This is a genomic window from Friedmanniella luteola (assembly GCF_900105065.1).
GTDB classification, from domain to species: Bacteria; Actinomycetota; Actinomycetes; order Propionibacteriales; family Propionibacteriaceae; genus Microlunatus; species Microlunatus luteolus.
This window is the reverse complement of record NZ_LT629749.1, coordinates 1547870-1573888: the sequence shown is the minus strand read 5'-3', so window position 1 is coordinate 1573888 and position 26019 is coordinate 1547870. Positions and strand designations below refer to the sequence as shown.

The following is a 26019-nucleotide window of genomic DNA, read 5'->3' as shown; positions in this document are numbered from 1 at the left end:
CCGGTTTAGGGGGACGGTACACCGTCGTCCTCCCGATCCGTCAGGGGCCGTGGCGGGGTGCTGGGTGACGGCCCGGGGTGGGGCGGAACGGCCCCCGCTCGCGGGCACGTCCCCGTACCCTGGGTCGGCCGGGAGGGGGGTGCGCTGATCGAGACCGACACCGGTCGGCTGGAGGCGCTGGCGTGCGCCCTCGCCGGCGACACCGCCGGGGCCGCCGAGCTGCTCGCGGCCGCGCGGATCGCCACGGCCCGCCCCGCCCGGCACCCGTCTCCCGAGTCCGAGCTCGACACCGATCCCGACGCGGAGGCTCGGGCCGCCCTCGTCCGGGCCCACCTGCGCCGCCGTCGCGAGCCAGCCGCCGCCCCCCGGGAGCCGCTGCCGGAGCCGGAGCTGGAGGAGGTGCGGCGACGGCTGGCGGCCCTGGCCCCGCTCCCCCGGGCCGTCCTGGTGCTCCGGCACCTCGAGCAGTTGACGCTGGCCGACCTGACCAGGCTGACCGACCGCGGCGCGCCGGCGGTGGCCCGCGCCCTGGAGACCGCGACGACGGCCGTCGGCGCCACCGGCTACCAGCTGGACCTGGTGGTGGCGGCCGTTCCCGTCCCCGAGCCCGGGGCGGTGGAGACGGCGCGCCGTCGCCTCGAGGCCCGTCGACGCCGCCTCCGCGGCCGCGGGGTGCTGGTGGCCCTGGTCCTCGCGGCGCTGGCGACCACCGCGACCGTGCTGCCCGGGGTGCTCCGGCCCGACCCCTACACGCGGGCCGCCGGCGCCTGGGTCTACGGGTACGAGGTCCGCCCGGGGACCGGCCTGCGCGTGGTCGACCGGTTCCTCACCGCGTCGACCGACACCGTTCGGCTGATCGACGAGGACTCCGGGCCGACGGCGGACGAGCGGCGGACCTGCGACCTGAGCGCCACCAGCAGCGACCAGCCGGTCGAGGCCCCCGACGGACGGCCCACCCGCGTCAACGGGTTCACCGGCCGCTTCCTGCCCTCGGACGGGAACCGCGGCGCGGAGCTGTGGTGGACGACCGGCCCGGGGCTGGCGCTGGTGCTCAGCTGCTCCGGGGACAGCGTCGAGGCGGACCTGCTCGCGGTGGCCGCGATGGTCGCCCCCACCGAGGTCCCCGTGCTGGTGCCCGTCGACCTCAGCGACCTGCCCGACGGGGAGGAGGTCAGCGGCATCTACGACCTCGACGGCCAGCTCGCGGTGCTGGTGCTGCCCACCGGCGAGACCCCCGAGTCGCCCAACGCCGTCTACGTCAGCGTCGGCACCCTCTTCGGCGCCACCGCCCAGGGGGAACGGACCGTCCGGGTGGGCGGGGTGACGGCCCGGGTGCAGCAGGACGCGGAGTCCGAGACGATCTGCTGGGACCTGGGCGGACCCCAAGCCTGCGTCGCCGACTTCGCGGGCGACGAGGGCGGCGCCGCCGCCCGGCGGCGGCAGTTCGACCGCTTGCTGACGATCGCGCGGGTGGTGCAGGTCGCCCCCGGCGGGACCGACCGCAGCACCTGGTTCGACGCCCGGGAGGCCGTCCCCGGCTGAGCGGTGTCGCCGGAGGTGGAAAGATCGAGGGGCCATGCCGTCCCTGCTGAGTGACCTCGTCCCCGCCGACCCTGGCCCCGACGCCCTGTTCGAGACCTTCAGCGGCTGGGCCGCGGACCGAGGGCTGGAGCTGTACCCGGCCCAGACCGAGGCGGTCATCGAGCTGGTCTCGGGGTCGAACGTGATCCTGTCCACGCCGACCGGGTCGGGCAAGAGCCTGGTGGCGACCGCCGCGCAGTTCGCGGCCCTGGCCCGGCGGGAGAGCGGGGACCCGACCGGCCGGGTCTTCTACACCGCCCCCATCAAGGCGCTGGTCTCGGAGAAGTTCTTCGCCGCCGTCGAGGTCTTCGGCGTCGACCGGGTCGGCATGATGACCGGCGACGCCAGCGTCAACGCCGCGGCGCCGATCATCTGCTGCACCGCCGAGATCCTGGCCAACCTCGCCCTCCGCGAGGGTGCCGACTCCACGGTCACCACCGTGGTGATGGACGAGTTCCACTACTACGCCGACCCGGAGCGCGGCTGGGCCTGGCAGGTGCCGCTGCTGGAGCTGCCGCACGCGCAGTTCCTGCTGATGTCGGCGACGCTCGGCGACGTCACCCGCTTCGAGGCCGACCTGTCCCGGCGCACCGGCCGGCCCACCGCCGTCGTCGCCTCCGCCGAGCGCCCCGTCCCCCTGCAGCACGAGTACGTGACCTCCACGCTGCTGGAGACGATCGAGGAGCGGCTGGCCACCCACCAGGCCCCCGTCTACGTCGTGCACTTCAGCCGGGCGGCCGCCATCGAGCAGGCGCAGGCGCTGAACAGCCTCAAGGTCACCACCCGCGAGGAGAAGGACCAGATCGCCGACCTCATCGGCGGGTTCCGCTTCGCCGCCGGGTTCGGCAAGACCCTGTCCCGGCTGGTCCGCAACGGCATCGGCGTGCACCACGCCGGGATGCTGCCGAAGTACCGCCGGCTGGTCGAGCTGCTGGCCCAGGCCGGGCTGCTCAAGATCATCTGCGGCACCGACACGCTCGGGGTGGGCATCAACGTCCCCATCCGGACGGTGCTGCTGACCTCGTTGAGCAAGTACGACGGGGTCCGGCCGCGCCTCCTGACGGCCCGGGAGTTCCACCAGATCGGCGGTCGGGCGGGCCGCGCGGGCTACGACGCGTCCGGCACCGTGGTGGTCCAGGCCCCCGACCACGTGGTGGCCAACGAGAAGGCGCTGGCCAAGGCCGGCGACGACCCGAAGAAGCGCCGCAAGGTGGTCCGCAAGAAGCCGCCCGAGGGCACGGTGGGCTACGGCCTGCCGACCTTCGAGCGCCTGGTGGAAGCCGAGCCCGAGCCGCTCGAGTCCTCGTTCAAGGTCAGCCACGCGATGCTCCTCAACGTCGTCAACCGGCCCGGGGACTGCTACGCCTCCATGCGCCACCTGCTGACCGACAACGACGAGCCGCCGGTGCGGAACCGCCGGCACGTCCACCGGGCGCTGCAGATCTACCGGGGGCTGCTGGAGTCGGGCGTCGTCGAGCAGCTCCCCCGCCCCGACGCCCAGGGCCGGACGGCGCGGCTGACCGTCGACCTGCAGCAGGACTTCGCCCTCAACCAGCCGCTGTCCCCGTTCGCCCTGGCCTGCCTGGACCTGCTGGACCGCGAGTCCGACGACTACGCCCTCGACGTGCTCTCGGTGCTGGAGGCCACCCTCGACGACCCGCGGCCGATTCTCACCGCGCAGCGCTCCAAGGCGCGGGGCGAGGCGGTGGCGGAGATGAAGTCCGACGGCCTCGAGTACGAGGAGCGGATGGTCCTGCTGGAGGACGTCACCTACCCCCAGCCGCTGGCGGAGCTGCTGCGGGTGGCCTACACCGCGTTCGGCCAGACCCACCCCTGGGTGCTGGACACCGAGCCGTCGCCGAAGTCGGTGGCCCGCGACCTCTTCGAGCGCTCGATGACCTTCACCGAGTACGTGAGCTTCTACGGCCTGGCCCGCGCCGAGGGGATCGTGCTGCGCTACCTGGCCGACGCCTTCAAGGCGCTGCGGCAGACAGTGCCGGAGGAGGCGCGGACCGACGCCGTCGCCGACCTGATCGCCTGGCTGGGCGAGCTGGTGCGGCAGGTGGACTCCAGCCTGCTCGAGGAGTGGGAGTCGCTGCGCAGCCCCACCGCCGAGGTGCAGTCGGTGGTCGAGGTGGACCGGGCGGCACCCCCGGTGACGGCGAACGTCCGCGCCTTCCGGGTGCTGGTCCGCAACGCCCTGTTCCGCCGCGTCGAGCTGGCCGCCCGCCGCAACTGGTGGGCGCTGGGCGAGCTGGACGAGTCGTTCCCCGCGGAGGCCTGGCAGGAGGCGCTGGAGCCGTACTTCGCCGAGCACGCGAGCCTGCAGACCGGCGCCGCCGCCCGGGGGCCGGCCCTGCTGCTGGTCACCGAGGAGCCGGGCCGCTGGGTGGTCCGGCAGATCCTCGACGACCCGGCGGGCGACCACGACTGGGGCATCACCGCCGAGGTCGACCTCGCCGCCAGCGACGCCGAGGGCACCGCCGTCGTGAGGATCACCGCCGTGGGCCAGCTCGGCGGCTGGTGACCACCCCGCGCTGAGCACCCCTCCCCGCCTGAGCTGGTCGAAGGGCCTTCGACAGGCTCAGGCAGCAGGGGTGGGCTCAGGCCGCAGCAGGGGTGGGTGCGCGCCGCAGGGGTGCGCTCCGGCCGCGGCTGAGGGCGCTCAGCCCAGCCGCAGGTTGTCCAGGACCACGTCGAGCTCGTCGGGCTTCACCAGCACCTCACGGGGCTTGGAGCCCTCGGACGGGCCGACGACGCCGCGGGTCTCCATGATGTCCATCAGCCGGCCGGCCTTGGCGAACCCGACCCGCAGCTTGCGCTGCAGCATGGACGTCGAGCCCAGCTGGAGGTTGACGACCAGCTCGGCCGCCTGGACCACCAGGTCGAGGTCGTCGCCGATGTCCTCGGCCACCTTCGTGCTGGCCTCGGCGGCGGCGGTGACGTCGTCGCGGTAGGTCGGCTTCAGCTGCTCGGTGACGTGCGCGACGACCTGGCGGACCTCGTTCTCGGTCACCCAGGCGCCCTGGATGCGGATCGGCTTGGACGAGCCCATGGGCAGGAACAGGCCGTCGCCCTGGCCGACCAGCTTCTCGGCGCCGGGCTGGTCGAGGATGACCCGCGAATCGGTCATCGACGACGTCGAGAACGCCAGCCGGCTGGGCACGTTGGCCTTGATCAGGCCGGTGACCACGTCGGTGCTCGGCCGCTGCGTGGCCAGCACCAGGTGGATGCCGGCCGCCCGGGCCAGCTGGGTGATCCGGACGATCGAGTCCTCGACGTCGCGCGGCGCGACCATCATCAGGTCGGCGAGCTCGTCGATGATCACCAGCAGGTACGGGTAGGGCACGAGCACCCGCTCCGTCCCCTCCAGCGGCTTCACGCTGCCGGCACGGACGGCCTTGTTGAAGTCGTCGATGTGGCGGAAGTTGAACGCCGCCAGGTCGTCGTAGCGCATGTCCATCTCGCGCACGACCCACTGCAGCGCCTCGGCGGCCTTCTTCGCGTTGGTGATGATCGGGGTGACCAGGTGGGGCACGCCCTCGTAGGCCGTCAGCTCCACGCGCTTCGGGTCGACCATGAGCATCCGCACCTCGTCGGGCGTGGCCCGCATCAGGATCGAGGTGATCATGGAGTTCACGAAGCTCGACTTGCCCGAGCCGGTGGCGCCGGCCACCAGCAGGTGCGGGGTCTTGGCCAGGTTGGCGACGACGAAGCCGCCCTCCACGTCCTTGCCCAGCCCCACCGTCATCGGGTGGTGGTCGTTGCGCGCCGTGCTCGAGCGGAGGACGTCGCCGAGGGAGACGACCTCCTTGTCGGTGTTGGGGATCTCGATGCCGATCGCGGACTTGCCGGGGATCGGCGACAGGATGCGCACGTCGGCGCTGGCCACGGCGTAGGCGATGTTCTTGCTCAGCGCCGTCACCTTCTCGACCTTGACCGCCGGGCCCAGCTCGACCTCGTAGCGGGTGACCGTCGGGCCGCGCGAGTAGCCGGTGACCTGGGCGTCGATCTCGAACTGCCGCAGCACCTCGGTGAGCCGGTGCACGACCGCGTCGGAGGCCTCGGTGCGGGCCTTGTGCACGCTCCCCTGCTTGAGCGCCTCGGAGTCCGGCAGCATGTACTGCACGTCCCCGGAGAGCTGCAGCTGCTCGACCCGCTGCGGGATCGGCGTGTGCGGCGGCGCCTCGAGGCCCGGCTTGTCGTCGTCCTCGCCGTGCACGGTGACGCCCGGCGGCAGGCCGGCGGTGACCGGGCGGCGGACCGCCCGTGTGGGCTCGTCGTCGCCCGGGTCGTCCCCGTCGGAGGGGGCGTCGGCGTCCGCGAACGGGTCGGCGAACGGGTCGGCGTCGACCTCGCCGTCGAAGGGCCCGGGCTCGGGAACGGCGGGCAGCGCACGCTTGCGCCGGCCCTTCTTCTCCGTGACCACCGGGGTGTCGTAGGCCTCGTCGACGCCGTACTCCGGCTCGACGACCTCGCCCTCGATCACCGTCGACGGCCGCGCCAGCACGGCGCGCGCCGCGCGGGCCCGCTCGGGGATCTCGTGCAGCGGGATGCCGACCACGACGAGCACGCCGAACAGCGTGAGCAGGGCCAGCAGCGGGACGGCGACGTAGACGCTGAGCAGGTCGCTGAGCAGGCTCGAGGAGATGTAGCCGACGATGCCGCCCGCCTCCCGCAGCTGCTCCGGGGCGTTCGTGCGGGGCAGGCCGTGCGCGATGTTGACCAGGCCGAGCAGGCCCAGCAGCAGGGCGCTCCAGCCGACCGCCTGACGCCCGCCCGGGCCGTTGCGGTCGGGGTGGCGCAACGTCCGCCAGGCCATCAGGGCGAGCAGCAGCGGGGCGGCGTAGGCCAGCGTCCCCACCACGCCGGCGACGCCGACGTGGACGACGTGACCGACCGGGTCGGGCAGGCCCCACCAGAACTCGGCGGCGACGACGACGGCGGCGGCGACCAGGAACAGCCCGGCACCGTCGCGGCGCAGGGCCGGGTCCATGTCCCGCGCACCCGTGCCGATCTTGCGGGCACCGGCGCCGAGGGCGTGCGCGACGCCCAGCCAGAGGGCGCCGAGACCGCGTGCCACCTGCTCGAGGAAGGAGCGGCGCGGCGGGGCGGCCTGGCCCCGGGGCCGGGCGGCGCTCGACCCGCGGCCCCGGGGGACCGGACCGGAGTTCTGCGAGCGCCCCGAGCGCGCGGCGGGACGGGCCTGCGGCGCGGTCGAGGACCGAGGGGCAGGGCTGGACTTGCTTCCGGACGACCGCGGTCGCGTCCCTGATCCGTTCGGAGCAGGAGTGCTACGGGACCGCGGTGGGGAAGACGCGCGGGTCGCCATGCTGGCAGGCTACGCGATCGGCCTCCGCCGGACGGCTGTCACACGCCGGTCAGCGGGCCGCGCCGAAGTGGTCGAAACCGGCCGCGGCCGGCCACGTCCGACCGTCGACGAGCACGCCGGCGCCCGCGTCCGGCCCGACGGCCCGCACCTCCCCGACCACCCGCCAGCCCTCCGGCACCGCCCCCGCCGCGAAGGTGGCGGCCAGCGCGTGGTCCTCGCCGCCGGTCAGCAGCAGGTCGTAGGGGTCGGCGCCCGTCGCCGCGGACACCGCCTGCAACGGCTCGGGCACCTCGAAGGCGTCCCGGCGCAGGTCGACGACGACGCCCGAGGCGCTCGCGACGTGCCCGAGGTCGGCGAGCAGCCCGTCGGAGACGTCGACCATGGCCGTGGCCCCCGCCTGCGCGGCGGCGGCCCCCTCGCCGTACGGCACCTGCGGGACGCGCTGCGCCTCCACCACCGCGCGCGGTGAGCGGAACCCCCGGCTCAGGACCGCCAGGCCGGCGGCGGCCCAGCCGGTCCGGCCGCGGAGGGCGACGACGTCGCCGGGCCGGGCGCCGCTGCGCAGCACCGGGGGCCGGCCCTCGAGCCCGCCGAGCACGGTGACGCTGAGGGTCAGGTCGCGGGAGCGGGTGACGTCCCCGCCCACCAGGCTGACGCCGGCGGCGGCGCACTCGGCGTGCAGCCCGGCCGTCAGCTCGCGCACGAAGCGCAGCTGGAGGTGCGGCGGGGCAGAGAAGCCGAGGACGACGGCGGTAGCCCGCGCGCCCATCGCCTCGAGGTCGGCGACGTTGACCGCGACCGCCTTGCGGCCGATGTCGGCGGGGTCGGACCAGCCGAGCTTGAAGTGGACGTTCTCGACGAGGACGTCGAGGGAGGTGACCAGCGGGCCCGCGACCTCGAGCACGGCGCCGTCGTCACCGGGCCCGACCAGGACGTCCGCGGCGGGCGGCAGCCCGGCGGTCAGCGTCGCGATCACGGCCTGCTCCCCGATCTCGGCGAGGGTGGCCGTACCGGGCAGCGCGGCGACCCCGGTCATCGCGGGTCCTGGCCGGTCACGCAGGGGTTCCAGGGGGTACGGTGACGCATCCGGCGAGGGTAGCGTCCGTCCCGGAGGACATCGGCGAAGGGAACCCCCATGGTCGTGCAGGCCTACATCCTGGTCCAGACCGCAGTCGGCAAGGCCGGCGAGGTGGCCCGCGCGATCGGCGCCGTCGACGGGGTGGTCCGCTCCGAGGACGTCACCGGGCCCTACGACGTGATCGTCCGGGCGGAGGCGGCCAGCGTCGACGCCCTCGGCCAGCTGGTGCTGGCGCACGTGCAGGCGATCCCGGGCATCACGCGGACCGTCACCTGCCCCGTCGTCCACATGTGAGGTCGCGCGCCCTCCCCCGCTCGCCCGCCGCCCTGCCGGCCGTCGTCGCGGCGCTGCTGCTGAGCGGCTGCGCCGGCGCGGTGCAGGTGCCCGAACCGACGCCCGACCCGGCCACCCGCGCGACCTGTGACGCGGTGCTCGCCGCCCTGCCCGACCAGGTGCTGGAGTCCACGACCCGGCCGACCCGCCCCGGGACGCTCAGCCGGGCCTGGGGTGACCCGGCCATCGTGCTGCGCTGCGGCGTGCCGGCCCCGCCCGGGCTGACGGCGACCAGCGAGTGCGTCGAGGTCGACGGCGTCGGCTGGTTCCGGGAGCCGGCCGACGGCGGGACGCTGTTCACCACGATCGGCCGGGCTGCCTTCGTCGAGGTCGGGGTGCCCGCCGGCTACGCGCCCGAGGTGGACGTGCTGGTCGACCTGGCCGCGGCGGTGGGGGCGCACGACCCGCTGGAGCGACCCTGCCGCTGAGGCCGGTCCCCGGGTCCGGTGGTCAGCGCAGTCCGAGGGGGCGGCGGAGCGCCAGCTGGACCAGCCGGTCCACCAGCTCGGGGTAGGCGACGCCGCTGGCCGCCCACATCCGCGGGAACATCGAGTGCGGCGTGAAGCCCGGCATGGTGTTGATCTCGTTGACCACCACCTGGCCCTCGCGGGTGACGAACACGTCGACCCGGGCGAGGCCCTCGCAGCCGATCGCCTCGAACGTGGCCAGCGCGACGGCGCGGACGCGGTCGGCGAGCTCGGCGGGGATGTCGGCCGGCACGTCCAGGGCGACCTGCTCCTCCGGCAGGTACTTGGCCTCGAAGTCGTAGAAGCCGGACGCGCTCTGCACGCGGATCTCCGCCACCTCGCTGGCGGTGGCCGGTCCGCCGTCGAGGTCGGCGAGCACGCCGCACTCCAGCTCGCGGGCGCCGACGAAGCCCTCCTCGACGATCACCTTGGGGTCGAAGCGCTGGGCCTCCTCGACGGCGGCGACGAGGTCCTCGGCGCGGTCGACCCGGCTGATGCCCAGGCTGGAGCCGCCGCGGGCGGGCTTGACGAAGACGGGCAGCCCGAGCGCGGCGACGGCCTCGAGGCAGCCGGCCCGGTCGGTGGCCCAGCGGGCGGGCGGGAGGGCGACCCAGGGGCCGACCGGCAGCCCGGAGGCCGCCAGCACCAGCTTCATCACCTGCTTGTCCATGCCGACGGCGCTGGCCAGCACCCCGGCCCCGACGTAGCGGGTGCCCATCATCTCGAAGAGGCCCTGGATGGTGCCGTCCTCGCCGAAGGGGCCGTGCAGCAGGGCGAAGGCGACGTCGATCCCGCCCACCTCGGCCAGCGCCGAGCGCTCGGGCCCGTGCTGCTCGCGGCGGGCCAGGCCGGTGCCGGCGCCCTCGCGCAGCAGCACCGCGTCGGCGGCGTCCTCGCTCAGCTCGGGCAGCCGGCCGTCGGCGACCTCCAGCCGGGCCAGGGCCGCGTCGTCGACGAGGACCCAGCGGCCGCTGCGCGTGATGCCGATGCCGAGCACCTCGTAGCGCTCCGGGTCGAGCGCCCCGACGACGCCGGCGGCGGTCAGGCAGGAGACGCCGTGCTCGCTGCTGGTGCCGCCGAAGACGACGGCGACCCGGGTACGCCCGTCCCCGGCCTGGTCCTGCCGCGACAGGCTGTCGCTCATGGGTACCCCTCGTCGTGGCGTGGCTCGGCCCCCGACCCTACCGGCGGCGCGTGAGCCGACCCGGTGGCGACGCGCGAGACTAGGACCATGACCTCTGAGCCCGCGCCGCACCCCGAGCGCCTGCACCCCGAGACGGTGGCGGTGACCGTCGGCCGGCCGGCCCGCGTCGTCGACGCCCCGCTGAACACCCCGGTGACCTTCGCCGCGACCTACGTCGGCGACCACGACACCACGTCCGGCTCGCTGGGCTACGGCCGGTACGGCAACCCGACGTGGCAGGCGCTGGAGGACGGCATCGGAGCCCTGGAGGGCGGCCGGGCGCTGACCTTCTCCTCGGGGATGGCGGCCGCGCACGCCGTGCTGGACCTGCTCGCCCCAGGCAGCACGATCGTGCTGCCCTACAACTGCTACCTGGGGGTGGCCGCGTCGATCGACGCCCGCGCCGCCCAGGACGGCTGGACGCTGCGCAAGGTCGACGTCGCCGACACCGACGCCGTGCTGGCCGCGGCGGAGGGGGCCGACTTGGTGTGGCTCGAGTCGCCGACGAACCCGACCATCGAGGTCGCGGACCTGCCGGCCCTCGGCGCCGCACTGGCCGGGAAGGTGCGGCTGGTCGTCGACAACACCTTCGCCACCCCGCTGCTGCAGCAGCCGCTCGCCGTCGGCGCGGACATCGTCCTGCACGCGGTCACCAAGTTCATCGCCGGCCACTCCGACGCCCTGCTGGGCGCCCTGGTCGTGCAGACGACCGACGAGGACCTGTTCCGCCAGCTCCTCGCCGGCCGCAGCGCCCGCGGGGCGACGCCCGGCACCATGGAGGCCTACCTGGCGCTCCGCGGCCTGCGGACGCTGCCGCTGCGGCTGGAGCGGGCGCAGGCCAACGCCCAGGTGCTGGCCGAGCGGCTGGCCGGGCACCCGGCCGTGCAGCGCGTCCGCTTCCCCGGCCTGCCCGACGACCCGGGCCACGACCGCGCCGCCGCGACGATGTCCGGCTTCGGCTCGCTGATCTCGGTCGACCTGGCCGATGCGGCCACCGCCGACGCCTTCGTCGACGCGGCGAAGATCTGGGTCTTCGCCACCAGCCTGGGCGGCGTCGAGTCCAGCTTCGAGCGCCGCCGCCGCTGGGCCGGGGAGCTGGCCGGCGTCCCCGAGGGCCTGGTCCGGCTCAGCGTCGGCATCGAGCACGTCGAGGACCTCTGGGCCGACCTCGCCCAGGCGCTGGACTCCCTGGCCTGACCCTCCTGTCCCCGGCAAGCCGTGAACGAACTTGGACTAGACGCCAAGTTCGTTCACGGCTTGAGCGGAGTTGTCCACAGATCGAGGTCTGACCTCCGCCGTCGGCGTCCCGCGCTCCCAGGCTGGCGAGATGCTGCCGCGCCAGGAGCCCGATGCCCAGCTGCTCGCTCTCGCCGCCCAGCAGGACGGCGTGGTCACGGCGGCCCAGACGCAGGCCGCGGGGTTGTCCAGCCAGGCGTTGTACCGGCTCGGGCTGTCCGGGCGCTGGCAGCGCCTGACGCGCTCGCTCTACCTCGCAGCACCCGGGCCGCCCGAGTGGCGCGCGCTGGCCTGGGGCGGTGTGCTGCTGGGCGGGCAGGACGCGCGGATCGGCGGAGCGGCGGCCGGGTACCTGCACGGCCTGCTCCCGGCGGCACCGGCGCAGATCCTCGTGCTCGTCCCGGAGCACGCGGTCACGCGTGACCGCCGGCCCTGGCACTTCCGGCGTGAGGCGGTCGGGGTCCGCGGGGCGTCGGTGGGCTCGCCGCCCCGGACCTCGGTCGAGGACACGGTGCTCGATCTCTGCGACGGCAGCACGCCGTCCCGTGCCGTCGGCCTCGTCACCGACGCCGTCGGGGGCCGCCGGACCAGTGCTGCCCAGCTGCGGCGGGCCCTGGACGGCCGCCGCCGGGCGCGGCACCGTCAGCTGCTGGAGGAGCTGCTGGTCGACGTCGCGGCCGGGGCCGAGTCACCGCTCGAGGTGCGGTACCTCCGCGACGTCGAGCGGGCGCACGACCTTCCCCGCGGCGACCGCCAGAACCGCTCGGGCCTGCCGTTCCGCCGTGACGTGGTCTACCGCCACGGGCTGGTCGTCGAGCTCGACGGGCGGCTGGGGCACGAGGGCGACGGGCACTTCCGCGACATGCGCCGCGACAACCGGACCGCGCTGGCCGGGGAGATGACGCTGCGCTACGGCACCGCCGACGTGGCCGGCCGGCCGTGCTCGGTCGCCTACCAGGTGGCGTCGGCCCTCCGGTTGCGCGGGTGGTCGGGCTGGCTCAGCCCCTGCCCCCGCTGCCCGCAAGGTGTGGCCGAACTCGTCGTCTAGTCGAAGTTCGTTCACGGCTTGAGGGCTCGCGGGTCAGTAGCGCTCCGGCTTCGCCGAGCGGGACATCAGGGTCGTCATCAGGCCGGCGGGGGTGAGCTCGCCGGCGATGACGGCGGCGACGTTCTCCACGATCGGCATCTCGACGCCGTGCGTGGCAGCGAGGGCCTGGATGGAGGCGCAGGACTTCACGCCCTCGGCCACCTGCCGGGTGGACGCGCTGATCTCGGCGACGCTGCGGCCGCGGCCGAGCTCCTCGCCGAAGGTGCGGTTGCGCGACAGCGGGGAGGAGCACGTGGCGACGAGGTCGCCGAGGCCGGCGAGACCCGAGAAGGTGTACGGGTCGGCACCCAGCGCCTGCCCCAGCCGGGAGATCTCGGCGAGCCCGCGGGTGATCACCGACGCGGTGGCGTTGGCGCCGAAGCCGAGGCCGACGGCCATCCCGACGGCGAGGGCGATGACGTTCTTCGTCGCGCCGCCCAGCTCGCAGCCGATCACGTCGGTGTTGGTGTAGGCGCGGAACCGCGGCGTGTGGCAGACCCGCTGCAGCGCGGCCGCCGTCTCCTCCGCGGTGCTCGCGACCACGCTGGCCGACGGCTGCCGCTCGGCGATCTCGCGCGCCAGGTTGGGGCCGGTCACGACGGCGATCCGGTCGGCCTCGATGCCGCCCGCCTGGGCGACGACCTCGCTCATCCGCAGCCCGGTGCCCAGCTCGATGCCCTTGGCCAGGCTGACGACGACGGCGTCGCGCGGGATGGGCCAGTGGCTGAGGTTGGTGCGCAGCGACTGCGACGGCACGCCGAGGACGACGAACTCCGCGTCCACCATCGCCTCGTCCGGGTCGCTGACCGCCCGCAGCGCCGGCGGCAGCTCCACGCTCGGGAAGTAGTCCGGGTTGCGGTGCTCGGCGTTGATCGCGGCGGCCAGCTCCGGTCGCCGGGCCCACAGCGTCACGTCGTTGCCGGCGTCGGACAGCACCAGGGCGAAGGCGGTCCCCCACGACCCGGAGCCCATCACCGCGATCTTGGCGGGACGTCCGGTCACCACGTCGCTCATCGGCGCACCCCCGCGGTGACGGCGCGCGGGTCGAACCGCTCGGCCGGCGGCTGCTCGCCGCGCAGCTCGGCCACCAGGGCGGTGACGGCGGCCATGATCCGGTCGGTGGCCTCGGTGAGCACGGCCGTGGTCAACGGCTGCCCCCGCAGGTCGTCCAGCGGGACCGGGTCCCCGACGAGGAGCCGGAAGGTCGTGCGGGGCCGCAGGTGCGGCAGGTGGATCCGCTTGCCGTACATCACGTCCTGCGCCCCCCACTGGCCGATCGGCACCACCGGGGCGCTGGTGCTCAGGGCGATCCGCGCGGCCCCGGTACGTCCGCGCATCGGCCACAGGTCGGGGTCGAGGGTGATGGTGCCCTCGGCGTAGACGACCACGGCCCGGCCCGCGTCCACCGCCCGCACCGCCTCGACGAGCGCGTCCTGGGCGGCGGCGGTGCCGCGGCGCACCGGGATCTGCCCGCAGGCCCGGATGACGGCCCCGACGACGGGGATCCGGAAGAGCGACTCCTTGGCCAGGAAGCGGGGCCAGCGGCCGGAGAAGGCGACGAACTGACCGACGGCCAGCGGGTCGACGTTCGAGATGTGGTTCACCACCAGCACGACGCCGCCGCGGGCCGGGATCTTCTGCTGCTCACGCCAGTCGCGGTCGACGAGCGGCTCGATGATCGCGTGCAGCAGGCTGACGACGCCGAAGATCATCCGCCCGCCGGGTTCGGCGTTGGCCTGGGAGAGCGGCGGCAGGTCGGCCCCGGACGTCGACTGCACCGCGTCGCCCATGCCCACCTTCTTCCCGATCACCCAGCTCTCGCACACGGGTGGTCCGGCCCACCCCGAGGTGGGGCAACCCTACGGGATCGTGGCAGCATCGCCTGATCATGGACACGGACCCGGGGGCGGTGCAGCCGCCGCGTCCGGCGGCCGCCGTCGTGGCCCTGAAACCCGTCGCCCACGCCAAGTCGCGGCTGGGCACGCTGCCCGACCCGCTCCGCCGTCGGCTGGCCTGGACGATGGCCGTCGACACCCTGCGGGCGCTGGGCGGGGCCGTCGACCTGCTCCTCGTGGTGAGCGACCAGCCGGCGCTCGCCAGCCGGCTGGCCCGGGCCGGCCTGGACGTGGAGGTGGTCCCCGAGGCGGGGGCCCACGGCATGAACGGAGCCCTGGACCGCGGCGCCGCGGTCGCGGCGGCGCGGGGGTACCGGACCGTGCTCGGCTGCGTGGGTGACCTGCCGGCCCTGCGGCCCGCGTCCGTGCGCACCGTGCTCGACGCCGTCGACGGTGGACGGGCCTTCCTCGCCGACGCCTCGGGGGTGGGGACCACGATGCTCGTCGCCCACGGCGTCCCGCTGGACCCGCACTTCCAGGGCCGCTCGGCGGCGGCGCACCACCAGTCGGGCGCCGTGCCGCTGACCGACGACCGGCTCGGCACCGGGGTGCCGGACGCGCGCTGTGACGTCGACACCGAGGTGGACCTCGGCCCGGCCGCCGGGCTCGGCCTGGGGCCCGCGACCACGCCCCTGCTCGTCCCCGGTGCACTCCGGCTCGCCACGAGCACCGTCGTGACGACGACGGGCTGGTCCGACGACGCGGGGCGCCCGCTCGCCGTCAGCACCGAGGGGCACCGGCTGGTGCTCCCCGACGCGGCGGTCGACGGGCTGCGGACGCCGCTGAGGATCGGCCAACGGCTGCACGCGGTGCACGCCGACGGCGTCGTCCTGTCGGCCTGGCTCTAGCCGACGCCGGTCACTTCTTCTTGCCGCTCTTCTTCCCGTCGACCTTCTTGGCGTCGGCCTTCTTGGCGGCCTTCTTGCTGTCGGCCTTCTTGCTGTCGGCCTTCTTGGCGTCGGCCTTCTTGCTGTCCGCCTTCTTGCTGTCGGCCTTCGCGCTGACCGCCTTCGTGGCCACCGCCCTGGCGTCGGCCTTCTTCCCGGCGCTCTTCCCGGCGACGACCGCCGGGGCGCCCGCCTTCCGGCTGCTCCTCGCGGCCTTCGCCGGCGGCTCCTCGGTCACCGCCGGAGCCGCCACGAGCGGCTCCTGCTCCGCGGCCGGCGCGGGGGCCGCAGGGCGGCGGGTGCTGGTCCGGGTCGGCCGGGCGGCCGGGGCCGCCGTCTCGGCGCTGAGCTCGGGCAGCTCGCGCTGCCCGGCCACGTAGGCCTTGAGCTCGGTGCCGGCACGGAAGCGGGGCACCGACGTCGCCGGCGCCTCCTTGCGCTCCCCCGTCCGGGGGTTCCGCACGATCCGGGCCGGCCGCTCGACCTTCTCGAACACGCCGAACCCGGTGATGGCGACCTTCTCCCCCGCCACCGTGGACCGGGTGATGGTCTGCACGACGGCGTTGAGCGCCCGCGACGCCTCGGTCTTGCTGCCGTCGTAGTGCTGCGCCAGCGCCTCGACCAGCTCTGCCTTGTTCACGTGGTCCCCACCCTTCGTCGCCGGGCCGGTGACCCGTGATCATGAACCGCCGGGTGGCGGATTCCCTGCCACGGTAGAGGAACGGCGTGCGCGCGCCAGGACCGGGTCGGCCCGACGTGCTCCGGAGGGCCGCCCGGGGGTCGGTCGGTCAGCCCGCGGTGAGCTGGGTGACCGGCTTGAACGCGGGCCGGGACCGCTCGTAGGCGTCGATGTGGTCGGCCTGGCGCAGGGTCAGGCCGATGTCGTCCAGGCCTTCCAGCAGGCGCCACCGCGTGTAGTCGTCGATCTCGAAGGTGGTCGAGAAACCCTCGGCGGTGATCGTCCGCTCCCGGAGGTCGACGGTCAGCGGGGCGGCCGGGTGCGCCTCGACGTGGTCCCACAGCTCCTCGACGATCTTCTGGTCGACCACCGCGATCAGCAGGCCCGACTTGCCCGCGTTCCCCCGGAAGATGTCGCCGAACCGGGCGCCGATCACCACCTTGAACCCGTAGTTCTGCAGGGCCCAGACCGCGTGCTCACGGGACGACCCGGTGCCGAAGTCCGGTCCGGGCACCAGGATCGTCGCGCCGGCGTACTGGGGCTGGTTGAGCACGAAGGCCGGGTCGTTGCGCCAGGCCGCGAACAGCCCGTCCTCGAAGCCCGTCTTCGTGACCCGCTTGAGGTAGACCGCCGGGATGATCTGGTCGGTGTCCACGTTGCTGCGGCGCAGCGGCACCGCGGTTCCCGTGTGGGTGCTGAAGGCGTCCATGATCAGATCCTCTGCAGGTCGGCGGGGGTGCTGAGGGTGCCCAGCACCGCCGTGGCGGCGGCGACGGGCGGCGAGACGAGGTGCGTGCGGCCACCCTTGCCCTGGCGGCCCTCGAAGTTGCGGTTCGACGTCGACGCGGCCCGCTCGCCCGGCGCCAGCTGGTCGGGGTTCATGCCCAGGCACATGGAGCAGCCGGCGGCCCGCCACTCGGCCCCCGCCTCCTTGAAGACGACGTCGAGGCCCTCGTCCTCGGCCTGCAGGCGCACCCGGGCCGAGCCGGGGACGACGAGCATCCGGACGTCCTCGGCGACGTGCCGGCCCTGGATGATGGCGGCGGCCGCACGCAGGTCCTCGATTCGGCCGTTGGTGCAGGAGCCCAGGAACACCGTGTCGACCCGGATGTCGCGCATCGGCTGCCCGGCCTCCAGGCCCATGTACTCCAGCGCCCGGGCCGCCGCGGTGCGGTCGGCCTCCTCGGCGAAGGTCTCGGGGTCGGGGACGGAGGCGCCCAGCGGGACGCCCTGGCCGGGGTTGGTACCCCAGGTGACGAAGGGGCTCAGCTGGGTCGCGTCGAGGTCGACCTCGGCGTCGAACACGGCGTCGTCGTCGGTCCTGAGGGTCCTCCAGTACTCCACGGCGGCGTCCCAGTCGGCGCCCGTCGGGGCGTGCCGGCGGCCCTGCACGTAGTCGAAGGTCTTCTGGTCGGGGGCGATCATCCCGGCCTTGGCCCCCCACTCGATGCTCATGTTGCAGATCGTGAGGCGCCCCTCCATGGAGAGGTCCTCGATCGTGGAGCCGCGGTACTCGACGACGTAGCCCTGGCCACCGCCGGTGCCGACCTTGGCGATCAGGGCCAGCACGACGTCCTTGGCGGTGACGCCCGGCGGCAGCGCGCCGTTGATGTTGACGGCCATCGTCTTCGGCTTGGCCTGGCTCAGCGTCTGGGTGGCCAGCACGTGCTCGACCTCGGAGGTGCCGATGCCGAAGGCCAGCGCACCGAAAGCGCCGTGGGTGGAGGTGTGGGAGTCACCGCACACCACGGTCATGCCGGGCTGGGTCAGGCCCAGCCACGGGCCGATGATGTGCACGACGCCCTGGTCGGCGGAGCCGAGGCTGTGGATCGGGACGCCGAACTCCTCGACGTTGCGGCGCAGGGTGTCGACCTGGGTCCGCGACACCGGGTCGGCGATCGGCTGGTCGATGTCGAGCGTCGGGGTGTTGTGGTCCTCGGTGGCCAGCGTGAGGTCGGGGCGGCGGACGGGACGACCGGCCTGCCGGAGACCGTCGAAGGCCTGCGGGCTGGTGACCTCGTGCACGAGGTGCAGGTCGATGAAGAGCAGGTCCGGCTCGCCCTCGGCGGAGCGCACGACGTGCGCGTCCCAGACCTTCTCGCTCAGTGTCTTGCCCATCAGGATCTCCTTCGTCGCTGCGGCCGCCACTCACCGGCCGCATCTCCACTGTCGCCCCGCCGGGCTCGGGCGCCCAACTTGAGTTTCAGCATCCGAGACGGCAGTATCAAGGCATGGACAACAGTAGCGGTGTGGGCGTGCTCGACAAAGCCGCCCTGGTCTTGAGCGCGCTCGAGACGGGACCGACCACCCTGGCCGGTCTGGTGGCCGCCACCGGCCTGGCCCGTCCCACGGCTCACCGGCTCGCGGTGGCCCTCGAGCACCACCGCCTGGTGAGTCGCGACCTGCAGGGCCGGTTCATCCTCGGGCCCCGGCTCGGCGAGCTGGCCTCGGCCGCCGGGGAGGACCGGCTGCTCGCGACCGCCGGCCCCGTGCTGGCCCGGCTCCGCGACATCACCGGCGAGTCCGCCCAGATGTTCCGCCGCCAGGGCGACTTCCGGGTCTGCGTGGCGACGGCCGAGCGGATGTCCGGGCTGCGCGACAGCATCCCCGTCGGCACCCAGCTGGCCATGACGGCCGGCTCCGCCGCGCAGGTCCTGCTGGCCTGGGAGGAGCCGGACCGGATGCAGCGCGGGCTGCGCGGCAGCCGCTACTCCGCCGTCGCCCTGGCCGCGGTGCGGCGCCGCGGCTGGGCCCACTCGGTCGGCGAGCGCGAGGCGGGCGTCGCCTCTGTCTCCGCCCCCGTCCGCTCCCCCTCCGGCAAGGTCATCGCCGCCGTCAGCGTCTCGGGCCCGATCGAGCGCCTGTCCCGGCAGCCGGGCCGGCTGCACGCGCCGGCCGTCATCGCCGCCGCCGAGCGGCTCAGCGAGGTCCTGCGCCGCAGCGGCGCCGAGTGAGCCGGAGCATCGTGCGCAGCACCGCCACGGGCGGGGAGACATGCCCTAGGTTGGCGCCGTGACCGACACCACCCCCCAGGTGAACCGCGCCCTCCGCGTCGACCACGCCGTCATGCGCTGGCGGGCCCGCCGGGTGCGCGACCACGGCTACGTCGCGACCGTCATCCCCTACACCGGCTACGGGTCCACCAGCTGGATCCGGGTGCTCGCCCGGGTCGTGCTGGACCGGCCCGAGGTTCGCGCCAGCGGGGACGCGGTCGGCGCCCGCGGCTGGCGCAACTTCACGAAGGTGCCGGTGGAGGACGCGGAGGTCGAGGTCCACGTGGGCGACCAGACCGCCGTCGTGACCGCCGACAACAGCGGGATCGTGGACGCGGTCGTGGCCGTCGACTCCGCTCCCGGCTGGCACGAGATCCGGCTGAGCGCCGAGGGCTCCCCGCCGGTCAGCGCGCACGTCAACGTGATCGACCCCGACGTCGGCTTCGGCCTCGTCTCCGACATCGACGACACCGTGATGGTCACCGCCCTCCCCCGGCCGCTGCTGGCCGCCTGGCACACCTTCGTCGTCAACGAGCACGCCCGGGCCACGACACCCGGCATGCCCGTGCTCTACGAGCGGTTGACCGCCCAGCACCCCGGGGCGCCCGTCATCTACCTCTCCACCGGGGCGTGGAACGTCGCGCCGACCCTGACCCGCTTCCTGTCGCGCAACCTGTACCCGCGGGGGGCGCTGCTGCTCACCGACTGGGGACCCACCCCCGACCGCTGGTTCCGCAGCGGGCGGGAGCACAAGCGCGCCAGCCTGGAGCGGCTGGCGGAGGAGTTCCCCGACGTGCAGTGGCTGCTGGTCGGCGACGACGGCCAGCACGACGAGGCCATCTACGGGGCCTTCGTGGCCCGGCACGCCGAGAAGGTGGCCGCCGTCTGCATCCGTCAGCTGAGCCCGGGCGAGGCCGTGCTGGCCGGGTCGAGCTACCGCGACCACGACGTCTCGGGCCGCGCGGCCCGGGTGCCCTGGCTCTACGCCCCCGACGGCGCCGGCCTGGCCGAGAAGCTCGACGACACGGGCCTGCTGGTCGCCCCGCACAGCCAGCCGGAGGTCGCGCCCTGACGCTCTGACCGCGTCGGCGGGTCTTCCGGCGACGGGTCCGGCGGGTGTATCACGGCGGGGGGTGGGCACTCCTCCCCACGACACCGGCCGAGGGAGCACGACGTGGACGCAGAGCGAGCGGTGATGGCCCGGGTGGTCGCGGAGGCGGAGGCCTTCCTCGGCGGGCTGGACGGGCGGCCGGTGAACGCGGCCGCCGACGTCGACCAGGTGGCGGCCGCGCTCGGCGGGCCGCTGCCCGAGACCGGGCTGGACCCCCTCGCCGTGGTCGACGCCCTGGTCGCCGGCGCCGGACCCGGCGTCGTCGCGATGCCGTCGGGCCGCTTCTTCGGCTGGGTGATCGGCGGGGTGCTGCCCGCCGCCCTCGGGGCCGACTGGCTGACGTCGCTCTGGGACCAGAACGCCGGCCTGCTGGTGAGCTCGCCGGCCGCAGCGGGGGCGGAGCGGGCGGCCGCCGGGTGGCTGCTGGACCTCCTCGGCCTGCCGCCCGCCGCCGCCGTCGGCTTCGTGACCGGCGCGATGATGGCCAACTTCACCTGCCTCGCCGCCGCCCGGCACGCGGTGTACCGCCGCGCCGGCTGGGACGTCGACGCCGACGGCCTGCTGGGCGCGCCGCCGCTGACGGTGGTGGTCGGCGAGGAGCGCCACGACGCCGTCGACATCGCCCTGCGGTACCTGGGCCTGGGGCACGCGCGCAGCCGGGTGGTCGCGGCGGACGAGCAGGGCCGGCTGCGCCTCGACCGGCTCGCCGAGCTGCTCGAGGCGCGCGAGCCGGGCCCGCTGGTCGTCTGCCTGCAGGCCGGCAACGTCAACAGCGGTTCCTTCGACCCGCTGGGCGCGGCGGTCGACCTGGTGCACCGGCACGGCGGCTGGGTGCACGTCGACGGGGCCTTCGGGCTCTGGGCGGCCGCCGTCCCCGGCCTGCGCCACCTCACCGACGGCGTCGAGCGGGCCGACTCCTGGGCCACCGACGCCCACAAGACGTTGAACGTCCCCTACGACAGCGGGATCGCCGTGGTGGCCGACCCGGCGGCGCTGCACGCGGCGATGGGCGTGCACGCCGCCTACCTGATCCAGGACGAGCGGCCCGACCCGGTCGCCGCCGTCCCCGAGTTCTCCCGGCGGGCGCGCGGCTTCGCGGTCTGGGCCGCGCTGCGCTCGCTGGGGCGCTCCGGCGTCGCGGACCTGGTGGAGCAGCTGACCCGGCGGGCCACCCGGTTCGCGGACGCGCTCGGCCGGCTGGACGGCGTCCAGGTGGTGAACGACGTGGTCTTCACCCAGGTCTGCGTCGCCTTCGACGGCGACGCCGAGACCCGGGAGGTGGCACGCCGCCTGCTGGCCGAGGGCACCGCCTGGATGACGCCGTCGGTGTGGCAGGGCCGGGCCGTCCTGCGGATCTCGGTCTCGAACTGGCGCACGACCGAGGACGACGTCGACCGCACCGTCGCCGCCGTCGCGCGCGTCCTGGCGGACGTCCGCGGCAGCGCTCAGGCGCCGGCGTCGGGACGCGTCTGGGAGGCCGCGAAGTAGGCCTCGAGCTCCGCCGGGAGCGGCGGGACCTCCACCACCGCGCCCCCCGACCGCAGCGACGACGTGGCCGCGACCCCGGCGGCCACCGCCTGGCGCGCCGCGACGGGTGAGGTGTCCGTCGGTCCCCCCTCCCGGGCGAAGCGCAGGAACTCCGCAACGAGCAGGGGGTCGGCGCCGCCGTGCCCGCCGTCGGCGGCGCCGACCGGCAGCGTCGCGTCGGGCTCGGCGCGGTAGGTGTCGGAGCGACGGTCCCAGAGCGCCACGGTGGCGTCCCCGCCGTCGCCGAAGTTCTCCAGCCGCCCCTCCGTCCCGATGACGGTGTAGCTGCGCCAGTAGTCGGGGGTGAAGTGGCACTGCTGGTAGGAGGCGAGCACGCCGTTGTCGAGGGCGAAGTTCGCCATCGACAGGTCCTCGACGTCGAGCACCGGCGCCAGCTCCCGCTGGGAGGCCGGCGGCCAGCTGTCGGTGGAGTACCAGTCGCGCATCTGCCGGTCGCTGTTGTCGCGGCGGTCGGTGATGTCGCCGTAGACCGCGAGCGTCCCCATCGCCTGGGCGCGGGTCGTGTAGCCGCCGGCCAGCCAGTGGATGACGTCGATGTCGTGGGCGCCCTTCTGCAGCAGCAGGCCCAGCGTCTTGGACCGGTCCGCGTGCCAGTCCTTGAAGTAGAAGTCGCCGCCGGTCGAGACGAAGTGCCGGCACCAGACGGCCTTCACCTCACCGATCCGGCCGTCCTGCACCGCCGAGCGCAGCGCCCGGACCACCGGCATGTGCCGCATGTTGTGCCCGACGTAGAGCCGGGTGCCCGTGCGCCACGCCTGGTCGAGGATCCGGTCCGCGCCCTCGGTGCTGACCGCCAGCGGCTTCTCGAGGAACGTCGGCACGCCGCGCTCGAGCGCGCGCAGGGCGTGCTCCTCGTGCAGGTGGTCCGGCGTCAGGACCATCAGCGCGTCGAGGTCCTGGTCGAGCAGGGCGTCGAGGTCCGGGAGGAGGGTGACGTCCCCGCCCAGGGCGTCGGCGGCGGCCCGGCGGCGGGCCGGGTCGGGGTCGGCGACCGCGACGACCCGGGAGCCGGCGTCCGGCTGGTGGGCGTAGGAGGCGAGGCTCGCGCGGAGCCCGAAGCCGAGGATGCCGATGCGGGTGGTCATGGGTCGAGTCCTCCGGGGGTGGGGTGGTCGGGCGTGGGGGTGGTGGTCGCGACGACCCGCCGCAGCCGGGCGAGGGCGGCCGCCGACAAGGGTGACCCCGCGAGCTGGGCCGCGTGCAGCGCCGCGCCGACGACGGGGGGCAGCACCGGTGCCCGGAGGTCGACGGGACCCCCGGCGGCCACGAGGTGGGCGCGGAACGCGTCGAGCACCTCGACGGCGCCGAAGACGCCGCCCGAGTAGGACACGGGGACCGTCTCGGCCGCGCGGAAGCCGAGCCGCTGGCGGGTGGTGGTGACCAGCCGCGCCAGCTCCGCCCCGGCCTCGTCCAGGACCGCGGCGGCGACGCCGTCCCCGCGGCGGGCGGCCTCGACGACGGCCGGCGCGAGCGCGGCGACCTCTCGACGGCTGCCGCGCCAGCGGTTCAGCACGACGTCGACCGCGTCGAGGTCGGCGGCCAGCCCCAGGCGCGCCCGCAGGACGTCCAGCAGCGGACCGGGCGGGAGCCGGCCGTCGCTCATCCGGGAGAAGGCCCGCAGGCCCTGCACGCCGATCCAGTAGCCCGAGCCCTCGTCGCCGAACACCTCGCCCCAGCCGCCCACCCGCAGCCCCTGGCCGGCGCGCCGGCCGTAGGTCATGGAGCCGGTGCCGCCGATGACGTTGACCCCGTCGGCCAGGGCGAGCGACCCCGCCCAGCCGCAGACCATGTCGTTGTCGCAGCGGTAGCGGTCGTGGCCGAGCGCCTCCCGGGGCGCGGCGTCCAGGGCCGGCACGTCGGCGCTGACCTCGCCGTAGGCGGGGAGACCGACGAACGCGTACCCGATGGCGGCCGCCGTGGTGCCGGTCACGTCGGTCAGCACGGCGACCGCCTCGGTGAGCACGCGGGCGACCTGGCCGACCCCCTCGCCGGCGGCGCTGCCCAGGTAGTAGCAGCTGGGGGCCTCGACGCGGCCGAGCAGGTCGCCGTCCTCGCTGATTAGGCAGAGCGCGGTACCGGTGCCGCCCCCGTCGACGCCGAGGTAGGTCCTCATGCCGGCAGCGGGTGCACCGTGACCCCCTGCACGACGCGGTTCACCTCGCCGTCGGGGAACGGGTTGTCGGGGGTCCGGCCCAGCCGCAGCGAGAACCGCAGGGCCAGCAGCTGGGCCACCACCACGTAGGGCAGCGCCAGCAGCACGTCGTCGACGTCGGCCAGACCGTCGACCGTCCAGCCGTCGTCGCCGCCCCCGGTCGTCAGGACGAGGACGTCCTCCGGCCCGAGCGCCCGCCGCAGCTCCGCGGCGATGTCGTCGTCGTAACGACCGGTGTAGGGGTCGTTGGAGCGGAAGACCACCGCCAGGGTGCCGGCGCGCAGCACGGCCTTGGGTCCGTGCCGGAACCCCAGCGCGGTGTCGAAGTAGCTGACGACCCCACCGGCGGTCAGCTCGAGCAGCTTGAGCGCCGCCTCCCGGGCCAGGCCGCCGAGCGCCCCGCTGCCGAGGTAGACGACGCGGTCGTAGCCACGGGCCGCGATCGCCTCGGCGCGGTCGGCCCCCGCGAGGACCGTCTCGGCCGCCCCGGCCAGCCGGCCCGCGAGCACGTCGGCGTCGTCGGCGCCGGTCAGCACCAGCCAGGCCAGGAGCAGCATCGAGGTGAAGCTGGAGGTCATCGCGAAGCCGCGGTCGTTCGTGCCGGCCGGGGTCAGCAGCACCAGCGAGCCCGGCGCGCCGGCGTGCTCCAGCGCCAGCCGGCCGTCGGGGTTGCAGGTGAGGACGAGGTGGGCCACCGAGCTCAGGCACTGGCCGGCCAGCGCGGTCGCGGTCGCGCTCTCCGGGCTGTCCCCCGACCGGGCGAAGGACACCAGGAGGGTCGGCACGTCCTCGGCGAAGGTCTCCCGGGGGCTGGCGACGATGTCGGTGGTCGCCACCGCGTCCACCCGGCGGCCGAGCCGCCGCGCGAGCGCCGGGGCCAGCACCTCGCCGGCGAAGGCGGACGTCCCGGCGCCGGTGAGCACCACCCGGAGCCCGGGCTGCGCGAGCAGCGGGTCCAGGAAGGCCCGCACCCGCGCCGACTCGGCCCGCGCGATGCGGGCGACGTCGCGCCAGGCCTCCGGCTGCTGCTGGATCTCCGGCCAGGTCGCGGCCGCCCCGCGAGCCGCGAGGTCCTCGGGCGCGCTCACGCGGCCGGCCCCACGGGTGCGAACGCCGCCAGCACCGGTCCGTGCGCGATGACCGCCTCGTCGAGGATGGCGGTGGCCACCTCCAGGCCGGGCACCAGCGGGTCGAGCACGAGGGCCTGCAGGGCCAGCGCCCGGCTCCCGGTGAGCGCGGCCTGCACGGTGACCTCCTGCTGCTGCGCGCGGGCCGTCAGCACGGCCGCGATGGCGTCTGGGAGCGGCCCGACGCCGAGGCCGGTGATGCCTGCCGCCCCGACGACCGCCGGCACCTCCACCACGGCGGTCGGGGGGAGGTTGGGGATGAGGCCCCGGTTGGGCAGGTTCACGGCCAGCTCGACGTGGTCGCGGCCGGTGACGACGGCCTCGGCGATGGCGACGAGCCGCTCCGCTTCCTGGTTCTCCCCCTCGGGCAGCGGCGCGCTGCCGTCGGCCTGGGCGTGCAGCCGCTCCCAGAGGTCGCTCTTCTCCCCGATGTAGAGCATCGTGTCGTCGCGGCCGCCCTGCAGCCCCCAGGGCAGGTCGGTGTCGTCGGCGGGTCCGCCGTCGGCGCCCCGGAGGTACCAGCCGAAGAACTCGGCCACGTGCCGGTCACCGGGAGCCGGGTAGCGGCCGAAGGTCCGGAAGAGGTCGGCGGAGACGGCCAGGTGCACGCCTTCCTCGGAGGTGCTCGGGGCGTCGCGGCCGCCGGCGGTGGCCAGGACGGCCTCGCGCAGCCGCGGGTAGAGGTCCTCGGAGCCTCGCCGCAGGTCGAGCAGCCAGCAGAGGTGGTTGAGCCCGGCGAACACGGCGTGCACCTCCTCGCGCGGCACGCCGAGGTCGTCGGACAGCTTGCCGAGGGTGTGCATGGTGCCGTGGCAGAGCCCGACGGCCTGCACCGGCGTGCTGGCCGTGATGGCCCGGACGTTGGCCGTCAGCGGGTTCGAGTAGTTGACCAGCTGTGCCTGCGGGGCGAGGTCGGCCACGTCCTCGGCGATGGCGACCACCTCCGGCACGTGCCGGAGGGCGCGCAGCACGCCGCCCGGTCCGACGCTGTCGCCGACGGTCTGGGCGATGCCGTGCCGGGCCGGCACGTCGACGTCGTGCCGCCACCCCTCGGCGGCCCCGACGGCGATGGTCGTGGTGACGAAGCGGGCGCCGGCCAGGGCGTCGCGGCGGTCCTCGTGCGGGACGAAGGTGAGGTCGGCGCCCCGCTGCCCGGCGATCCGGCGGCCGACCCGGGCCATCGTCTCGGCCGCCTCGCCGTTGAGGTCGACGAGGTGCACGGTCCACCCGTCGAAGGTCCGGGACGAGGCCAGGTCCGTCATGAGGCCCGGGGTGAAGACCGTGCTGCCTGCGCCGATGAGGACGATCGAGTTCTCGCTCACGCGTGCCT

At 75.0% G+C, this 26019-nt stretch carries 22 protein-coding genes; 10 read left to right on the top strand and 12 right to left on the bottom strand.

Going from position 1 to position 26019, the window contains the following annotated elements:
* The first annotated feature begins 57 nt into the window (after positions 1-57).
* Positions 58-1542, top strand: a complete 1485-nt coding sequence (locus BLT72_RS07440; protein WP_091411615.1) for a SigE family RNA polymerase sigma factor — start codon at positions 58-60, stop codon at positions 1540-1542.
* Between the two features lie 34 nt (positions 1543-1576).
* Complete coding sequence (locus BLT72_RS07435) at positions 1577-4108, top strand: DEAD/DEAH box helicase (RefSeq protein WP_091411613.1); 2532 nt, start codon at positions 1577-1579, stop codon at positions 4106-4108.
* A gap of 138 nt (positions 4109-4246) precedes the next feature.
* Here BLT72_RS07435 and BLT72_RS07430 read toward each other — a convergent pair whose 3' ends face one another.
* Both BLT72_RS07430 and BLT72_RS07425 read right to left on the bottom strand, forming a co-directional pair.
* Complete coding sequence (locus tag BLT72_RS07430; RefSeq protein WP_091411611.1) at positions 4247-6913, bottom strand: DNA translocase FtsK; 2667 nt, start codon at positions 6911-6913, stop codon at positions 4247-4249.
* Positions 6914-6962: 49 nt separating this feature from the next.
* Positions 6963-7931 (bottom strand): thiamine-phosphate kinase, encoded by a 969-nt coding sequence (locus BLT72_RS07425; RefSeq protein ID WP_425349238.1) that lies wholly within the window; start codon positions 7929-7931, stop codon positions 6963-6965.
* Positions 7932-8048: 117 nt separating this feature from the next.
* Here BLT72_RS07425 and BLT72_RS07420 point away from each other — a divergent pair, with 117 nt between their 5' ends.
* On the top strand, positions 8049-8285 hold the full coding sequence (locus BLT72_RS07420; protein WP_091411607.1) for an Lrp/AsnC family transcriptional regulator: 237 nt from the start codon (positions 8049-8051) through the stop codon (positions 8283-8285).
* Positions 8282-8752 carry a DUF3515 domain-containing protein gene (locus tag BLT72_RS07415; RefSeq protein WP_091411605.1) on the top strand — a complete coding sequence of 157 codons (471 nt, stop codon included), beginning with the start codon at positions 8282-8284 and terminating at the stop codon, positions 8750-8752. Before BLT72_RS07420 ends, BLT72_RS07415 begins: the two co-directional genes overlap by 4 nt.
* A 22-nt stretch (positions 8753-8774) precedes the next feature.
* Here BLT72_RS07415 and BLT72_RS07410 read toward each other — a convergent pair whose 3' ends face one another.
* Positions 8775-9935, bottom strand: coding sequence for a D-alanine--D-alanine ligase family protein (locus tag BLT72_RS07410; protein WP_091411603.1), 1161 nt, complete (start codon positions 9933-9935; stop codon positions 8775-8777).
* An 87-nt stretch (positions 9936-10022) separates the two neighbouring features.
* Here BLT72_RS07410 and BLT72_RS07405 point away from each other — a divergent pair, with 87 nt between their 5' ends.
* Together BLT72_RS07405 and BLT72_RS07400 are read left to right on the top strand one after the other, a co-directional pair.
* On the top strand, positions 10023-11171 hold the full coding sequence (locus BLT72_RS07405; protein ID WP_091411601.1) for a trans-sulfuration enzyme family protein: 1149 nt from the start codon (positions 10023-10025) through the stop codon (positions 11169-11171).
* Positions 11172-11301: 130 nt separating this feature from the next.
* Positions 11302-12258 carry a type IV toxin-antitoxin system AbiEi family antitoxin domain-containing protein gene (locus tag BLT72_RS07400; RefSeq protein ID WP_091411598.1) on the top strand — a complete coding sequence of 319 codons (957 nt, stop codon included), beginning with the start codon at positions 11302-11304 and terminating at the stop codon, positions 12256-12258.
* A 33-nt stretch (positions 12259-12291) separates the two neighbouring features.
* On the opposite strand, the gene BLT72_RS07395 is transcribed toward BLT72_RS07400, so the two are convergent.
* Together BLT72_RS07395 and BLT72_RS07390 are read right to left on the bottom strand one after the other, a co-directional pair.
* Complete coding sequence (locus tag BLT72_RS07395; protein ID WP_091411596.1) at positions 12292-13311, bottom strand: NAD(P)H-dependent glycerol-3-phosphate dehydrogenase; 1020 nt, start codon at positions 13309-13311, stop codon at positions 12292-12294.
* Entirely contained in the window at positions 13308-14087 is a 780-nt protein-coding gene (locus BLT72_RS07390; protein WP_197677222.1) for a lysophospholipid acyltransferase family protein, read from the bottom strand. Before BLT72_RS07390 ends, BLT72_RS07395 begins: the two co-directional genes overlap by 4 nt.
* A 98-nt stretch (positions 14088-14185) precedes the next feature.
* Here BLT72_RS07390 and cofC point away from each other — a divergent pair, with 98 nt between their 5' ends.
* Positions 14186-15040, top strand: coding sequence for a 2-phospho-L-lactate guanylyltransferase (gene cofC, locus BLT72_RS07385; RefSeq protein WP_091411594.1), 855 nt, complete (start codon positions 14186-14188; stop codon positions 15038-15040).
* A 10-nt stretch (positions 15041-15050) separates the two neighbouring features.
* Here the strand turns inward: cofC and BLT72_RS07380 are convergent, their stop codons facing one another.
* The 3 genes from BLT72_RS07380 to leuC form a co-directional block, all read right to left on the bottom strand.
* Positions 15051-15719: an HU family DNA-binding protein gene (locus tag BLT72_RS07380; protein WP_091411592.1), complete on the bottom strand. Its 669-nt coding sequence runs from the start codon at positions 15717-15719 to the stop codon at positions 15051-15053.
* A gap of 148 nt (positions 15720-15867) precedes the next feature.
* Positions 15868-16467 (bottom strand): 3-isopropylmalate dehydratase small subunit, encoded by a 600-nt coding sequence (gene leuD / locus BLT72_RS07375; protein ID WP_091411590.1) that lies wholly within the window; start codon positions 16465-16467, stop codon positions 15868-15870.
* A gap of 2 nt (positions 16468-16469) precedes the next feature.
* Positions 16470-17876 carry a 3-isopropylmalate dehydratase large subunit gene (leuC, locus tag BLT72_RS07370; protein ID WP_091411588.1) on the bottom strand — a complete coding sequence of 469 codons (1407 nt, stop codon included), beginning with the start codon at positions 17874-17876 and terminating at the stop codon, positions 16470-16472.
* 113 nt (positions 17877-17989) lie between these two features.
* Here leuC and BLT72_RS07365 point away from each other — a divergent pair, with 113 nt between their 5' ends.
* The 3 genes from BLT72_RS07365 (at position 17990) to BLT72_RS07355 (ending at position 21350) form a co-directional block, all read left to right on the top strand.
* Positions 17990-18712, top strand: coding sequence for an IclR family transcriptional regulator (locus BLT72_RS07365; protein WP_091411586.1), 723 nt, complete (start codon positions 17990-17992; stop codon positions 18710-18712).
* A gap of 58 nt (positions 18713-18770) precedes the next feature.
* Complete coding sequence (locus tag BLT72_RS07360) at positions 18771-19823, top strand: App1 family protein phosphatidate phosphatase (protein WP_231930408.1); 1053 nt, start codon at positions 18771-18773, stop codon at positions 19821-19823.
* Positions 19824-19925: 102 nt separating this feature from the next.
* Positions 19926-21350, top strand: a complete 1425-nt coding sequence (locus tag BLT72_RS07355; RefSeq protein WP_197677221.1) for a pyridoxal phosphate-dependent decarboxylase family protein — start codon at positions 19926-19928, stop codon at positions 21348-21350.
* Here the strand turns inward: BLT72_RS07355 and BLT72_RS07350 are convergent.
* Genes BLT72_RS07350 through BLT72_RS07335 form a run of 4 tightly spaced genes read right to left on the bottom strand, consistent with a single transcriptional unit; the run spans position 21308 to position 26011 of the window.
* Complete coding sequence (locus BLT72_RS07350; protein ID WP_091411582.1) at positions 21308-22495, bottom strand: Gfo/Idh/MocA family protein; 1188 nt, start codon at positions 22493-22495, stop codon at positions 21308-21310. The genes BLT72_RS07355 and BLT72_RS07350 overlap by 43 nt on opposite strands.
* Positions 22492-23523: an N-acetylglucosamine kinase gene (locus BLT72_RS07345; RefSeq protein WP_091411580.1), complete on the bottom strand. Its 1032-nt coding sequence runs from the start codon at positions 23521-23523 to the stop codon at positions 22492-22494. The genes BLT72_RS07350 and BLT72_RS07345 overlap by 4 nt, the downstream gene beginning before the upstream one ends.
* Positions 23520-24650, bottom strand: coding sequence for an SIS domain-containing protein (locus BLT72_RS07340; protein ID WP_091411578.1), 1131 nt, complete (start codon positions 24648-24650; stop codon positions 23520-23522). The genes BLT72_RS07345 and BLT72_RS07340 overlap by 4 nt, the downstream gene beginning before the upstream one ends.
* Positions 24647-26011: a family 4 glycosyl hydrolase gene (locus BLT72_RS07335; protein ID WP_172826036.1), complete on the bottom strand. Its 1365-nt coding sequence runs from the start codon at positions 26009-26011 to the stop codon at positions 24647-24649. The genes BLT72_RS07340 and BLT72_RS07335 overlap by 4 nt, the downstream gene beginning before the upstream one ends.
* Positions 26012-26019 lie beyond the last annotated feature (8 nt).

Bases quoted from the DNA above. Each gene is read 5' to 3' on its own strand.
- BLT72_RS07435 (WP_091411613.1), top strand. From the start codon at position 1,577: ATGCCGTCCCTGCTGAGTGACCTCGTCCCCGCCGACCCTGGCCCCGAC.
- BLT72_RS07430 (WP_091411611.1), bottom strand. From the start codon at position 6,913: ATGGCGACCCGCGCGTCTTCCCCACCGCGGTCCCGTAGCACTCCTGCT.
- BLT72_RS07420 (WP_091411607.1), top strand. From the start codon at position 8,049: ATGGTCGTGCAGGCCTACATCCTGGTCCAGACCGCAGTCGGCAAGGCC.
- BLT72_RS07410 (WP_091411603.1), bottom strand. From the start codon at position 9,935: ATGAGCGACAGCCTGTCGCGGCAGGACCAGGCCGGGGACGGGCGTACC.
- BLT72_RS07405 (WP_091411601.1), top strand. From the start codon at position 10,023: ATGACCTCTGAGCCCGCGCCGCACCCCGAGCGCCTGCACCCCGAGACG.
- BLT72_RS07400 (WP_091411598.1), top strand. From the start codon at position 11,302: ATGCTGCCGCGCCAGGAGCCCGATGCCCAGCTGCTCGCTCTCGCCGCC.
- BLT72_RS07395 (WP_091411596.1), bottom strand. From the start codon at position 13,311: ATGAGCGACGTGGTGACCGGACGTCCCGCCAAGATCGCGGTGATGGGC.
- BLT72_RS07390 (WP_197677222.1), bottom strand. From the start codon at position 14,087: ATGGGCGACGCGGTGCAGTCGACGTCCGGGGCCGACCTGCCGCCGCTC.
- cofC (WP_091411594.1), top strand. From the start codon at position 14,186: ATGGACACGGACCCGGGGGCGGTGCAGCCGCCGCGTCCGGCGGCCGCC.
- leuD (WP_091411590.1), bottom strand. From the start codon at position 16,467: ATGGACGCCTTCAGCACCCACACGGGAACCGCGGTGCCGCTGCGCCGC.
- leuC (WP_091411588.1), bottom strand. From the start codon at position 17,876: ATGGGCAAGACACTGAGCGAGAAGGTCTGGGACGCGCACGTCGTGCGC.
- BLT72_RS07365 (WP_091411586.1), top strand. From the start codon at position 17,990: ATGGACAACAGTAGCGGTGTGGGCGTGCTCGACAAAGCCGCCCTGGTC.
- BLT72_RS07350 (WP_091411582.1), bottom strand. From the start codon at position 22,495: ATGACCACCCGCATCGGCATCCTCGGCTTCGGGCTCCGCGCGAGCCTC.
- BLT72_RS07345 (WP_091411580.1), bottom strand. From the start codon at position 23,523: ATGAGGACCTACCTCGGCGTCGACGGGGGCGGCACCGGTACCGCGCTC.